This is a genomic window from Haemophilus parainfluenzae, from assembly GCF_014931415.1.
GTDB classification, from domain to species: Bacteria; Pseudomonadota; Gammaproteobacteria; order Enterobacterales; family Pasteurellaceae; genus Haemophilus_D; species Haemophilus_D parainfluenzae_AF.
On sequence record NZ_CP063121.1, the window covers coordinates 1,664,853 to 1,677,647 of the forward strand.

The 12,795-nt window shown below is 38.3% G+C and carries 14 protein-coding genes; 6 read left to right on the forward strand and 8 right to left on the reverse strand.

Annotated features, from left to right (window positions below; translation table 11 throughout):
- Window positions 1-17 precede the first annotated feature (17 nt).
- The 4 genes from INP93_RS08130 to INP93_RS08145 are packed head-to-tail and all read left to right on the forward strand — an operon-like array spanning window position 18 to window position 3,948.
- A complete protein-coding gene (locus INP93_RS08130) occupies window positions 18-1,541 on the forward strand; it encodes a lipopolysaccharide biosynthesis protein (RefSeq protein ID WP_049355769.1) in 1,524 nt (507 codons plus the stop codon).
- Entirely contained in the window at window positions 1,538-2,494 is a 957-nt protein-coding gene (locus tag INP93_RS08135; RefSeq protein ID WP_197544629.1) for a polysaccharide pyruvyl transferase family protein, read from the forward strand. The genes INP93_RS08130 and INP93_RS08135 overlap by 4 nt, the downstream gene beginning before the upstream one ends.
- Window positions 2,494-3,237 carry a YdcF family protein gene (locus INP93_RS08140; protein WP_049365880.1) on the forward strand — a complete coding sequence of 248 codons (744 nt, stop codon included), beginning with the start codon at window positions 2,494-2,496 and terminating at the stop codon, window positions 3,235-3,237. The genes INP93_RS08135 and INP93_RS08140 overlap by 1 nt, the downstream gene beginning before the upstream one ends.
- 48 nt (window positions 3,238-3,285) lie before the next feature.
- On the forward strand, window positions 3,286-3,948 hold the full coding sequence (locus tag INP93_RS08145) for an NAD(P)H-dependent oxidoreductase (RefSeq protein ID WP_070775440.1): 663 nt from the start codon (window positions 3,286-3,288) through the stop codon (window positions 3,946-3,948).
- A 41-nt stretch (window positions 3,949-3,989) separates the two neighbouring features.
- On the opposite strand, the gene zevB is transcribed toward INP93_RS08145, so the two are convergent.
- Both zevB and zevA read right to left on the reverse strand, forming a co-directional pair.
- Entirely contained in the window at window positions 3,990-4,967 is a 978-nt protein-coding gene (gene zevB / locus INP93_RS08150; RefSeq protein ID WP_197544630.1) for a zinc transporter permease subunit ZevB, read from the reverse strand.
- A 2-nt stretch (window positions 4,968-4,969) separates the two neighbouring features.
- Window positions 4,970-5,602, reverse strand: a complete 633-nt coding sequence (gene zevA / locus INP93_RS08155) for a zinc transporter binding subunit ZevA (RefSeq protein ID WP_197544631.1) — start codon at window positions 5,600-5,602, stop codon at window positions 4,970-4,972.
- 348 nt (window positions 5,603-5,950) lie between these two features.
- On the opposite strand from zevA, the gene ettA reads away from it, so the two are divergent.
- Both ettA and INP93_RS08165 read left to right on the forward strand, forming a co-directional pair.
- The gene (gene ettA, locus INP93_RS08160) at window positions 5,951-7,621 is read left to right on the forward strand and encodes an energy-dependent translational throttle protein EttA (RefSeq protein ID WP_007242265.1); all 1,671 of its coding nucleotides are present in this window, start codon (window positions 5,951-5,953) and stop codon (window positions 7,619-7,621) included.
- A gap of 55 nt (window positions 7,622-7,676) precedes the next feature.
- Window positions 7,677-8,033, forward strand: a complete 357-nt coding sequence (locus tag INP93_RS08165) for a SirB2 family protein (RefSeq protein WP_197544632.1) — start codon at window positions 7,677-7,679, stop codon at window positions 8,031-8,033.
- 49 nt (window positions 8,034-8,082) lie between these two features.
- Here INP93_RS08165 and yciH read toward each other — a convergent pair whose 3' ends face one another.
- The 6 genes from yciH to rpsA form a co-directional block, all read right to left on the reverse strand.
- A complete protein-coding gene (gene yciH, locus INP93_RS08170) occupies window positions 8,083-8,403 on the reverse strand; it encodes a stress response translation initiation inhibitor YciH (RefSeq protein WP_049367529.1) in 321 nt (106 codons plus the stop codon).
- A 1-nt stretch (window position 8,404) separates the two neighbouring features.
- On the reverse strand, window positions 8,405-9,097 hold the full coding sequence (gene pyrF / locus INP93_RS08175; RefSeq protein WP_197544633.1) for an orotidine-5'-phosphate decarboxylase: 693 nt from the start codon (window positions 9,095-9,097) through the stop codon (window positions 8,405-8,407).
- Between the two features lie 21 nt (window positions 9,098-9,118).
- Window positions 9,119-10,297: a lipopolysaccharide assembly protein LapB gene (gene lapB / locus INP93_RS08180; RefSeq protein ID WP_197544634.1), complete on the reverse strand. Its 1,179-nt coding sequence runs from the start codon at window positions 10,295-10,297 to the stop codon at window positions 9,119-9,121.
- On the reverse strand, window positions 10,297-10,590 hold the full coding sequence (locus INP93_RS08185; RefSeq protein ID WP_005699471.1) for a LapA family protein: 294 nt from the start codon (window positions 10,588-10,590) through the stop codon (window positions 10,297-10,299). The genes lapB and INP93_RS08185 overlap by 1 nt, the downstream gene beginning before the upstream one ends.
- Before the next feature lie 93 nt (window positions 10,591-10,683).
- On the reverse strand, window positions 10,684-10,968 hold the full coding sequence (locus tag INP93_RS08190) for an integration host factor subunit beta (protein ID WP_005695916.1): 285 nt from the start codon (window positions 10,966-10,968) through the stop codon (window positions 10,684-10,686).
- Between the two features lie 151 nt (window positions 10,969-11,119).
- A complete protein-coding gene (gene rpsA, locus INP93_RS08195; protein ID WP_197544635.1) occupies window positions 11,120-12,769 on the reverse strand; it encodes a 30S ribosomal protein S1 in 1,650 nt (549 codons plus the stop codon).
- Between the last annotated feature and the right edge of the window lie 26 nt (window positions 12,770-12,795).

The following is a 12,795-nucleotide window of genomic DNA, read 5'->3' on the forward strand; positions in this document are numbered from 1 at the left end:
TTAATTTCATTTTCACAATGTCAAATAAAACCATTGCTAAAAATACGCTATTTCTTTATATCCGAATGCTCTTCAATATGGGGGCGATGCTATATATCTCTCGTGTAGTATTACAGGTATTGGGTGTGGAAGATTTTGGTATCTACAACATTGTGATGGGGGTTGTGGTCTTATTTTCCTTTTTTAATGGCACAATGACCGCCACTACACAGCGTTTTATTAACGTAGAAAAAGCCTCGAATGACATTCAACGCGTTAATAAAGTCTTTAATATTAGCATCTTAAATCACCTACTCATTATTTTTATCGTATTCGTTTTAGCTGAAACCGTCGGTTTATGGTTTTTAAATCACAAATTGGTGATCCCCGCTGAACGCTTGCAAGCCGCAAATATCGTTTACCAATTAGCATTAATTATTGCCCTTGTTGAAATCATCAAGGTGCCATTCAATGCCATGATTGTTGCACACGAGAAAATGGGATTCTATGCTTGGTTGGGATTAGGTGAAACCATCTTAAAACTGACTTCTGTCTTTATCTTAAGCCACATCACACATTACGATAAGTTGATTACTTATGGCTGCTTATTGCTTTCAGTCAGCTTAATTGTGCTCTCCCTTTATGTGTTATTCACTAAATATTATTTCAAAGAAGCCGCACGTTTCCGCTTATATAAAGATTTAAGCAAAACCAAAGAAATGGTAAGTTTTTCCGGTTGGATGCTCATGGGACAAGTTGCCTATGTGGGTTCAACACAAGGCTTGAATATGGTATCAAACTTATTCTTTGGTGTGGCAGTCAACGCCGCTGTTGCCATTGCGACACAGGTAGAAGGTGCCGTTTATAGCTTTGTGAATAATTTCCAAATGGCGGCTAATCCGCAGTTAGTGCAGTCTTATGCAGCAAAAGATTACGATCGCAATCGCCAATTAATTCTTGGTATTTCAAAATATTCACTTTATTTAATGGCGATTCTCTCTGCACCTGTATTGTATTTCACCCATACCTTACTGACATTTTGGTTAGGTGATCATCTTCCGCAATATACTGAACAGCTTGTACAAGCTATTATTGCTTGCTTATTAATCAGTGCGATGGCTGGGGCATTTTGGATGAGTGCATTAGCCATTGGCACATCCACCGTAAAACAATACAATATCATCGTAGCATTAATCGATCTTTGTACGGTGCCTTTGGCTTATTATTTGTTCACACTAGGTTATAATCCAGTATTTGCCTTTGTGGGTAAATTTAGTACGATGGTCATCTCACAAATCTATCGATTATATTTTATTAATAAAAAAATTAAATTTAACCACAAAGAATTTGTCTCATATTTAGTGAATGTGGGCGTGGTGTTTGGCCTGCTATTAGGTATCATCTATATATCAGATACCACCCGCAGTTATTCTTTATTGGAATTTATTGGACAATCCATCATTTTAGAAATGGTATTAATCTGTGTCATTTTAATCTTCGGATTAAACACAGCAGAAAAAAATTTCTTGTTTAGCTATTTAAAGAAAAGAGTAAAAAAATGAATCAACTCCTTATTGATTTAAAAAACAAACTGAATCCTATTGTTGAACTGATCAAAGATAAAAACGACGTATTTTATTTCGACTACCCGCTTCATTTGAACGTGGGCGATTTATTGATTTATCACGGAACTGAGCAATTTTTTAAAGATCACCACATTAATGTGGCCTTAAAACGCTGTGAATACGATTTAGATCTTGAAGAAGTTAAAGCGAAAATTACACCAAACACCACCATCCTTTTACATGGTGGCGGTAACTTTGGCGATCTTTATCCGCAGCACCAAAAGATCCGTGAAGAAATGGTGACGCATTTCCCGAATAATCGAATTATTGTGCTGCCACAAACTGCTTATTTTAAACACGAAGAAAATCTGCAAAAATCAGCCGCACTTTTCCGTAGCCACAGTGATTGCCATCTACTGGCTCGTGACGAAAGAACAGCGAATCTATTTGCACAATTTTCAAATCATGTTTATTTGTCACCGGACATGGCTCATCAGCTTTATGGAACCATGGAAACGAAACAAGGCAAAACTGGTGAGCAACTTTACTTCCTACGTAAAGATATTGAAGCGAGTGATATCGAGAAAAATATCCTTGCTCAACTGCCTGCTAACAGCGATGTAAAAGACTGGGAAGATATTCTTTCAACAGAAGACGATGTTGTTTTAGCAGTAAGCTGGCGAATGAGTAAAATAGCCAATAAATTTGGTCTGGGTTGGCTGAAAGATCTTTGCCATCAGTTTTGGTATGCCTATACTCAACGCATTGTAAAACGTGTTGCACAAGTATTCTTAGCGAATGATAAAGTCACCACAACTCGCTTACATGGTCATATTTTCTCTTGCTTGTTAGAAATTCCAAATCGTGTTTGCGATAACTCTTATGGTAAAAATAGTAGCTATGCCAAATTATGGACCAAAGAGCTAGATTTTGTTGAATTGGATAAATAATGTTTGAATTGAAAAAACTGATTACAGCCATGATTCTTCCCCCATTTAATATTTTAATTTTATGGGGACTTTCACTTATTCTAGCTAAATTCAATTTCAAAAAATTAAGCCGAATTTCGACCGCACTTGGTTTCTCTCTACTCTATCTTTTAAGCATTCCTTACACGGCACAAGTACTTAAAGACAGTCTCATTACTGAAGATCATTTAACACTGCAAGATTATCAACAAGCTCAAGCGATCGTTTTACTTGGCGGTGGTTTACGTGATAGCAAAGAGCTTTATGCACCATTAGCTTCAACAGGTATTCAACTTGAACGCTTACGCTATGCCGCATTCTTGCAAAAAGAAACGCACTTGCCATTATTAATTACAGGGGCGAGTCCAACTGGCGCCATTGAAGCAAAAATCGCTGCGGAAGAACTCAAAAACTTCTTTAATGTGCCAACTAAATGGATTGAACCTAAAGCTCTTACTACCAAAGAAAATGCCCTTTTCACCAAACAAATGTTGGAAAAAGAAGGTATTCACAAAATTATTTTAGTCACCAATGAATGGCATATGCAACGTGCAAAATTATTGTTCCAACAACAAGGTTTTGATGTGTTACCTGCAAGTGTAGGTGAAGGCATTACGCCTGACAGTTATGGACTCAATATGATGCATTTTATTCCACAAGGTGGTGCGATTACGAAAAATATGCAATTACTCAAAGAGTGGATTGGATATTGGAAAGAGCGCTAAAGTGCAGTCGAAAGATCACAAATTAGATAATGTTAAGAGGAAGAAAACATGAGTCAAATTACACGCGAACAAATGCTTCAGGTATTCGAAAATCGCTGCTCCACACGTTATTACGATCCGAATAAAAAAATTAGCCAAGAAGATTTCGCGGCAATTTTAGAATTTGCTCGTTTATCACCAAGCTCTGTCGGCTCTGAGCCATGGAAGTTCTTAGTGATTCAAAATAAAGCATTACGCGATAAACTCAAACCTTTTAGCTGGGGTATGCAATATCAATTAGATGATTGTAGCCATTTAGTGATCATTCTTGCGAAGAAAAATGCACGCTATGACACGCCTTTCTTCCGTGATGTAGCGGTGCGTAGAGGTTTACAAGGTGAGCAGTTAGAAAAAGCCTTGGCAAAATATAAAGGCTTACAAGAAGTTGAAATGAAAACCGCAGAAAGCGAGCGTGCATTATTTGACTGGACAAGCAAACAAACCTACATTGCATTAGCCAATATGCTCACTGGTGCCGCCGCTATCGGTGTAGATTCTTGCCCTATTGAAGGCTTTAACTACGATAAAATGAATGAAACTTTAACCGCTGAAGGTCTCTTTGATCCAAATGAATGGGGCGTATCTGTGGCAGCAACATTTGGTTATCGTGCGAGAGACATTACTAAAAAATCACGTAGACCAATTGAAGAAATCGTTACTTGGGTTGAATAATCTATTTTCAAATAAATGGGCAGCAAACGCTGCCCTTTTCTTTACCCTCCAAACAAGGCTGCGCCACCTGTTACAGCCTCCATCGTGCCATATAACAAGCTTAGTGCAAAAAAGATCATAATTGCGCCCGCAATGCATTTGATCATTGCCTCACCTTTTTGATTAGAACCAGTTAAACCATACCAATGGCCTAATCGCGTTGCAACATTTCTCGCATAGCGTACTAACGCAGCAAAAAGTGAAAGCATTAATCCTGTGCCCAGAGACATGGCAAACGTAGCTACAATTCCCCACCAATAAAGATCCAGCATATAAGCGAGAAAGAGCACAAAAATAGCGCCACTACACGGTCGCATACCAATAGTCAAAATCACTAAGAGCTGAGATTTTAAATCACCTGATTGCTTAAGCTGTTGATTATTCGGTAGATGTTGATGCCCACAGCTACACTGTGTTTGGCTTACTTTTCCTTGCTCATATCGAAAAGGCGAAGCTGTTCCAATCTGTTTTGGTAATGATTGGATCGATGTAATACGAAAAGATTGTTTTTTCTTTAAGCCTTTCAGACCTTGAGCAATCCAATAAATCCCTAATAACACTAATAAAATTAGAGCGCTACGCTCCAGCCATAACTGGCTAAGTTTAAAATATTTAGAGGAAAGATTAAGTATCACCACCACAATGGAGGTTGCAGCAACGGCGACAAAACCTTGCATAAGAGAGGAAAGCAAGCTTAAGCGTACGCTGGTCTTAAGTTGGCTTTCGTGCGTAGAAAGATAACTAGCGATAATAAATTTGCCATGCCCCGGCCCTAATGCATGTAATACACCATAAGAAAAGGCGGCAAAAATCAACCACAATCCTGCCGTTGATGAATGTGCTTGAATCTGATGGAGATTTTCAGAAATCAACTGATTAAAGGCTTTTTGCCAATCAGCAACTTGCACAAACAGCCAAGGTAATAATGCGAAGATAATCGCTAATAAACCAATAAAAAGTGCGGTCAGTTTTAACTTCATTTTTATTCACACTTAATTTTTACTTTCTGCGCAAACAATACACCAAGAGAATCATCTTCATTTTTTTGAGATTTATCCAATGATGAAGCGTAGGATTTAATTTTTTCATCGACATTAGGTTCTAGCACTTCTCCTTTGCAGTTTGCAGGAAGTGCTGAAAAATCAACCGCTCTTTTACCTATTTCAGCATAACGCATTGCCACATAATAGGTACTGTCATAAGTCATCAGCGTAAATTCGTTATTTTGCAAAGCCTGTGGCTGTGCCAAAAGAAAATCAAAATAATATTCCACCTCATTCCCTTTCACACGCATACCATAATTTTCAGGCTGTTTTTTATATTTAATTTTATGATTTTCTTTATCAAAGACATAGCTAAAGTAATGTTCATTCACAACGTTCGCCATGACTTCATCAACTAATTTCTGTTGGGCAGCCTTATCCCCTTTTGCCTGCTTCACATCATACAGGACAGCTGAAGAACTGGCTTCATCCAGTAACCACTGCGTCGAGAAACCAATTAATTGATTATCTTTCACTAAGGGTTTCGTTTGCATATCAATGAATGCGTGGGGATGCGCTAGTGCTGAAAAAGGCGAAATCAGCAATAATCCAAGAGGTAATTTTTTAAACATAAATAAGAAAAAAGAGTGGCTAAATGATTGAATAGACAGATTTTATCACAAGCAGTTCCCAATCAAAATCGAATAAAAATCAGTCTAAAAGTAAAAAATCCCATGATTTTATTGATTTTTATCAAAAAATGATTCATTCGCATTTCCCTTATAACTGAAATTTATGTACTATCTGTTTCGTCAAGTGATTGCTTGATATTCATAAAGTTCCTAAATAAAATAATCATAAATATAGCTAAACTACTTTCCTACCACCCTGTATGGGTGGTTTTTTTTGCCTTTCAAATAGCTTATTCCCTAAACATCAAGTAAAATAACCGCACTTTTATTCATAACATCGAGAAAATTATGTCAACGCAATTTGTATATACGATGCACCGTGTCGGCAAAGTGGTGCCACCGAAGCGTCATATTTTGAAAGATATTTCTTTAAGCTTCTTCCCTGGTGCCAAAATCGGGGTGCTCGGCTTAAATGGTGCGGGTAAATCAACTCTTTTACGCATTATGGCTGGCGTGGATAAAGAGTTCGAAGGTGAAGCGCGTCCACAACCAGGTATTAAAATTGGTTATCTTCCACAGGAACCAAAACTTGATCCGCAACAAACTGTCCGTGAAGCGGTAGAAGAAGCTGTTTCTGAAGTAAAAAATGCACTGACTCGTTTAGATGAAGTTTATGCACTTTATGCGGATCCTGATGCGGATTTCGATAAACTAGCCGCAGAACAAGCAAACCTTGAAGCGATTATTCAAGCACACGATGGACATAATTTAGATAACCAATTAGAGCGTGCTGCAGATGCATTACGTTTACCGGATTGGGATGCCAAAATCGAACATTTATCTGGTGGTGAACGTCGTCGTGTGGCGCTTTGTCGTTTATTGCTCGAAAAACCAGACATGCTCTTATTAGACGAACCAACCAACCACTTAGATGCGGAATCTGTGGCATGGTTAGAACGCTTCTTACATGACTACGAAGGTACTGTTGTGGCAATTACCCACGACCGTTACTTCTTAGATAACGTAGCAGGTTGGATCTTAGAGCTTGACCGTGGTGAAGGTATTCCTTGGGAAGGTAACTACTCTTCTTGGTTAGAGCAAAAAGAGAAACGCTTAGAGCAAGAACAAGCTGCTGAAAATGCGCGTCAAAAATCGATTGCGAAAGAATTAGAATGGGTACGCCAAAACCCTAAAGGTCGTCAAGCGAAAAGTAAAGCTCGTATGGCACGCTTTGATGAGTTGAACTCTGGCGAATACCAAAAACGTAACGAGACTAACGAACTCTTTATTCCACCTGGTCCACGTTTAGGTGATAAAGTGATTGAGGTAGAACATCTCACTAAATCTTACGGTGATCGCACTTTAATTGATGATTTATCATTCAGCATTCCAAAAGGTGCTATTGTGGGTATTATCGGAGCGAACGGTGCAGGTAAATCTACCCTATTCCGTATGCTTTCAGGTCAAGAACAACCCGATAGCGGCTCAATTACAATGGGTGAAACCGTTGTGCTTGCTTCTGTGGATCAATTCCGTGATTCAATGGATGACAAGAAAACCGTTTGGGAAGAAGTGTCTAACGGACAAGATGTTCTCACTATTGGTAACTTTGAAATTCCAAGCCGTGCGTATGTTGGACGATTTAACTTCAAAGGCGTAGATCAACAAAAACGAGTGGGCGAATTATCAGGTGGTGAGCGTGGTCGTTTACACTTAGCTAAACTTCTACAACGTGGTGGTAACGTGCTGTTATTGGACGAACCGACCAATGATTTAGACGTTGAAACCTTACGTGCGTTAGAAAATGCGATCTTAGAATTCCCTGGTTGTGCAATGGTAATTTCCCATGACCGTTGGTTCTTAGACCGTATTGCAACTCATATTTTAGATTACGGTGATGAAGGTAAAGTGACTTTCTATGAAGGTAACTTCTCTGACTACGAAGAGTGGAAAAAGAAAACCTTAGGTGAAGCCGCAACACAACCACATCGTATTAAATATAAGCGTATTGCAAAATAAGAAATTAAAGTGCGCTCACTTTTGGCCGCACTTTCCTTTTACATCTGGAGTGATTATGTTAGTTTATTTGCACATTGTTTGTGCATTTTTAAGTTTAGGATTATTGCTAATCCGTGGGGGAATGCAATTAAGTGGGAAAAATTGGCGAGCGATTAAACTGCTAAAAATTTTACCGCACTTAGTTGATACACTTTTAATTGCTAGCGGCTTAACGATTTTCTTCTTGGTCGGTTACCAGTTACAAAGCTGGCTGGTCATGAAAATCATCATGCTTGTGCTTTATATCTTCTTCTCGGCTAAATATTTTAGTCGTAAAGCGGTCAATCCAAACAGTGCATTTCTGGCATTTGCCTTGTTAAGTTTCTTAGGTGCAATGTTCTTTGCTTACCAACCAAACTTTATGGAAGGCTAATTATGAAAAAATCCATCTTCAATTGAAGATGGATTTTTTGTCTTATCTCTTAACCACCAGCTAATTTTACTTTAAACCCTTTTTGTTCTAAAAGTTGTTTAAGTAAATCGCGTTTTTCGCCTTGAATCTCAATATTGCCGTCTTTAACTGAACCACCACAACCACAACGTTTTTTAAGTTCAGCGGCTAATTTTTTTAATTCATCATCGGATAAATCTAGCCCAGTAATCACTGAGACGCCCGCACCTTTTCGACCACTGGTCTGTTTTTGGATGCGAACCACACCATCACCCTTAGGGCGTTGTACCGGCTGCTTTTGCTCTTTAATTCGACCAACTTCGGTAGAATATACTAAAGTACTCTCAGTCATATTACTCAATTGATGCATTAATTGAACGAAGCACTTCTGCTGGATTGTCAGCTTGAGTTATTGGGCGACCAATCACCAAATAATCAGAACCAGAACGAATAGCCGCAGCAGGAGTCATAACGCGGCGTTGATCACCAAAATCACTTCCAATTGGACGAATCCCCGGTGTGACTAATTTAAAATCAGGACCACAAGTATTACGTAAAATCTCCACTTCTTGTGGTGAACAAACAACTCCATCTAATCCCGCACGCTGTGTTAAATGCGCAAGACGTAAAACATGTTCAAGCGGTGAAGAGTTAATACCGATTTGTAATAAATCCAAATCTTCCATACTGGTCAATACCGTTACAGCAATTAATAGAGGCGCATCTTTTCCATAAGGTTCAAGAATTTTCTTTGCCTCTTCCATCATTTTCAGACCACCGCTAGCATGGACATCAACCATCCATACCCCTAAATCAGCCGCAGAACGCACAGCTCTTGCCACAGTATTCGGAATATCATGAAATTTTAGGTCGAGGAAAACATCAAATTGACGCTCATGTAATTGCTTAACGAAACTGGTTCCCAGTGTAGTAAACATTTCTTTACCCACTTTTAAACGGCATAAGCTTGGATCAATTTGATCCACGAGGGATAACGCTTGTGCTTCCGTTTCGTAATCCAATGCAACAATTACTTTGCTATTCATAATTTTACCTCACTGTGTCAATTAATTATGTTCAGGTTTGATGGTTTCCCACTGTTTGCAAGAAGGACAATTCCACATTAATTTATGGGTTTGATAACCGCAATTTGAGCAACGATAACCAAAGCCCTGCTTAATTCTCTCACCCACCATTTTATGTAGCAAAATTAAGCTCTCTTTACCTCGCCCTTCCTCAGCATCATCAATTTGGAATTGAATAAAACGGTGGAAAATAGAGGTACTTGGATGTTTTGTGAGTTGTTGATAAAGCTTTGATTGCGCTGCACTCTTGCCATCTTTCTCTTCAATCACGCTTACTAACATTAAATCTACTTTCGTATCGTTAATCTGCTGGCTGGCTCGAATCAAGAATAACTCAAAGTTATCTCTCTCTCCTAATTCATCATAACAATATTTGAGTGTTTTCAACACTTCTCCAATGTAAATTGGATTTTGATTAAGAATATTCTCCAAAAAATGAATGGCTTGACGGTAGTTTTTATCTGCCATTTCTAAATCAGCAAGAAGCATTGATGCTCTCACACTGGTTGGAGATACATTCAACGCTTTTTGTAAAATACTACGTTTTTCAACCGCACTTTCAAGCTCACCACTTAAGGCATATTCACAATAACATTGTGCTAATTCCACATTATTTTCTTTGGGTGAGATCTTGGCAAGCTTCTCTGCGATATTAACGGCTTTTTTCCATTCTTTTGTTTTTTGGTAAATCACCAAAAGCTGTTGCAGTGCATTTTCAGCAAACTCTGGTTCATCCACCATAATAATGTAAAGCGCTTCAGCACGGTCATAAAAACCCACCGTCATGAAATCCTTAGCGAGTTGCTGTTTAGCTAATAATTTTTGTTCGAAAGAATAATTGGGACTACGATCGAGTGCTTGATGAATGCGTAAAGCACGATCCACCTCGCCTCGAGAACGGAAAAGGTTACCGAGCGTTAGCTCAGCTTCAAATTGAGAGTTGCTTTCAATTTCATTTTCTGTTTCTTGTTTTTGCAACATATCAAGAAACAAATCAACGGCCTTATCCGTTTGATTAGAAAGCAAAAAATTGACCCCCGTGACATAATCACGGGAGAGTTTATTACTCATATCTTCCTGATCTTTCTTGGCACTCCGATGCCCCATATACCAACCATAAGCGGCGGCTATTGGCAGAAGCAGAAAGAGTAATTCAAGCATTATACTGCCTTATCGCGAGTAGTCGTTAATTCGTTAATTTGTAATGTTTGACGTTTAACTTGACGCGCTAACGACATATTTTTGAATTTTAATTTTAAGTAGAAAAATCCTGTAATTAACCAACCTAAAATTAATCCAAAACCAAATAAAATGGCAACTAATGTTGAAAGTTGGAATTGGCTTTCAGCAACAATGTAGTTAAAGGTGATTACTTGATCATTATTTGCCCCTATAGTTACCGCAACAAGTACGATAGCCAATACAATAATGAGCCCAAGAATATATTTAATCATCACAATCTCCTTTGTTAAGAATAGGTTCATTATGCCAAAATTTGTAATAAAAAACGACACCTAAGTGTCGTTTTATTGATATCGATTGAATGTTTAAGCAAAAACATTTACGCGATCTTTTAATTCTTTCCCCGCTTTAAAGTGCGGTACAGATTTCGCATCTAATTTTACAGAATCACCGGTTTTAGGATTACGGCCAACTCGTGGTTGACGATGGTGTAAAGAGAAGCTACCAAAACCACGAACTTCAATACGATTACCCTCTTCTAAAGATTGTGCAATGAGTTCAAGAATATCCTTTACAATACCTTCTACTTCTTTTGCGGATAAAGTTGGGTGCTTTGTTGATAGATTTTCAATTAGTTCAGATTTCGTCATCGTCAACTCTCCTTTAAATTTATACTTAAACTTATTATTAAGACTTACAGGTAATGCATTAGTTCATAATAAATTACCGCTAAATCCTTGTTAATTATAGCTGGTAATAATAAGGCTGAGTCAATGACCCAGCCCTATTTATGTGAATTAATTATTCACCTTTAGCCGCTTTGAAAGCTTCAGCCATTGCGTTTGGAATAGCAACATCTTCTTGTTTGTTATTCACGTTTGCAACTGCAGCTGCTTCTTCAGCTTGATCTTTCGCTTTTACAGATAAGTGAACGATACGTGCTTTACGATCAACACCTGTGTATTTCGCTTCAACTACATCACCTGCTGCCACTTCGTTTGTTAAGTCTGCTGCACGGATATAACCTTCAACGCCACCTGCTAATTCAACTTTAGCACCTTTAGCGTCAGCTTCAACAACAGTTGCAGAAACTACTGCACCTTTTTTGTTGTTTGCTACGAAGTTGTTGAATGGATCATCTTCAAGTTGTTTGATACCTAAAGAAATTCGTTCTTTCACTGCATCTACTGCTAATACTACTGCAGATACTTCATCACCTTTTTTGTAGTTACGAACTGCTTCTTCACCTGCAACATTCCAAGAAATGTCAGATAAGTGAACTAAACCGTCGATACCACCTTCAAGACCGATGAAAATACCGAAATCAGTGATTGATTTAATTTTACCAGTAACTTTGTCGCCTTTGTTGTGAGTTTCAGCAAATTGAGTCCATGGGTTAGGTTTGCATTGTTTTAAACCTAAAGAAATACGACGACGTTCTTCGTCAACTTCTAATACCATAACTTCAACTGTATCGCCTAAGCTTACAACTTTAGATGGGTGAATGTTTTTGTTAGTCCAATCCATTTCAGAAACGTGAACTAAACCTTCAACACCATCTAAGATTTCAACGAAACAGCCGTAGTCTGTTAAGTTAGTTACTTTACCAGTTAATTTGCTGTTTACTGGGTGGTTTTCAGCGATAGCAACCCAAGGATCTTGACCTAATTGTTTTAAGCCTAAAGATACGCGAGTACGATCTTTGTCAAATTTTAATACTTTAACAGTTACTTCGTCGCCTACATTCACGATTTCGCTTGGGTGTTTAACACGTTTCCAAGCCATATCAGTGATGTGTAATAAACCGTCAACGCCACCTAGATCTACGAATGCACCGTAGTCAGTTAAGTTTTTAACGATACCTTTAACTTCTGAACCTTCAGCTAGGTTCTCAAGGATTTGTTCACGTTCTTGGCTGTTTTCAGATTCGATCACTGCACGACGAGAAACAACAACGTTGTTACGTTTTTGATCTAATTTGATTACTTTGAATTCTAATTCTTTACCAAGTAGGTGATCAGCTTCACGTGCAGGACGTGTATCAACTAATGAACCTGGTAAGAATGCACGAACACCGTTTAACTCAACTGTGAAACCGCCTTTCACTTTACCGTTGATTAAACCGATAACGGTCGCTTTATCTTCGTAAGCTTTTTCTAATTCAATCCAAGATTCGTGACGAACTGCTTTCTCACGAGAAAGTTTAGTTTCGCCGTAACCATCTTCAACTGCATCTAAAGCTACGTTTACTGTGTCGCCAACTTTAACTTCAAGTTCACCTTGAGCGTTTTGGAATTCAGCAACAGGAATTGCAGATTCAGATTTTAAGCCTGCATCAACAAGTACAAAGCCTTTTTGAATAGCAACAACAGTACCGCTAACGATTGAACCTTGACGGGTTTCAAGGCCTTTTAATGATTCTTCAAAGAGTTGAGCAAAAGATTCTGACATATAAATAATCTTCTTAATTTAAGTTA

What these genes read in the sequence shown, in the direction of transcription:
- rpsA (WP_197544635.1), bottom strand. Translation starts at nt 12,769, where the DNA reads ATGTCAGAATCTTTTGCTCAACTCTTTGAAGAATCATTAAAAGGCCTT.
- INP93_RS08185 (WP_005699471.1), bottom strand. Translation starts at nt 10,590, where the DNA reads ATGATTAAATATATTCTTGGGCTCATTATTGTATTGGCTATCGTACTT.
- INP93_RS08130 (WP_049355769.1), top strand. Translation starts at nt 18, where the DNA reads ATGTCAAATAAAACCATTGCTAAAAATACGCTATTTCTTTATATCCGA.
- ettA (WP_007242265.1), top strand. Translation starts at nt 5,951, where the DNA reads ATGTCAACGCAATTTGTATATACGATGCACCGTGTCGGCAAAGTGGTG.
- INP93_RS08140 (WP_049365880.1), top strand. Translation starts at nt 2,494, where the DNA reads ATGTTTGAATTGAAAAAACTGATTACAGCCATGATTCTTCCCCCATTT.
- zevB (WP_197544630.1), bottom strand. Translation starts at nt 4,967, where the DNA reads ATGAAGTTAAAACTGACCGCACTTTTTATTGGTTTATTAGCGATTATC.
- lapB (WP_197544634.1), bottom strand. Translation starts at nt 10,297, where the DNA reads ATGCTTGAATTACTCTTTCTGCTTCTGCCAATAGCCGCCGCTTATGGT.
- yciH (WP_049367529.1), bottom strand. Translation starts at nt 8,403, where the DNA reads ATGACTGAGAGTACTTTAGTATATTCTACCGAAGTTGGTCGAATTAAA.
- INP93_RS08165 (WP_197544632.1), top strand. Translation starts at nt 7,677, where the DNA reads ATGTTAGTTTATTTGCACATTGTTTGTGCATTTTTAAGTTTAGGATTA.
- INP93_RS08145 (WP_070775440.1), top strand. Translation starts at nt 3,286, where the DNA reads ATGAGTCAAATTACACGCGAACAAATGCTTCAGGTATTCGAAAATCGC.
- INP93_RS08135 (WP_197544629.1), top strand. Translation starts at nt 1,538, where the DNA reads ATGAATCAACTCCTTATTGATTTAAAAAACAAACTGAATCCTATTGTT.
- pyrF (WP_197544633.1), bottom strand. Translation starts at nt 9,097, where the DNA reads ATGAATAGCAAAGTAATTGTTGCATTGGATTACGAAACGGAAGCACAA.
- INP93_RS08190 (WP_005695916.1), bottom strand. Translation starts at nt 10,968, where the DNA reads ATGACGAAATCTGAACTAATTGAAAATCTATCAACAAAGCACCCAACT.
- zevA (WP_197544631.1), bottom strand. Translation starts at nt 5,602, where the DNA reads ATGTTTAAAAAATTACCTCTTGGATTATTGCTGATTTCGCCTTTTTCA.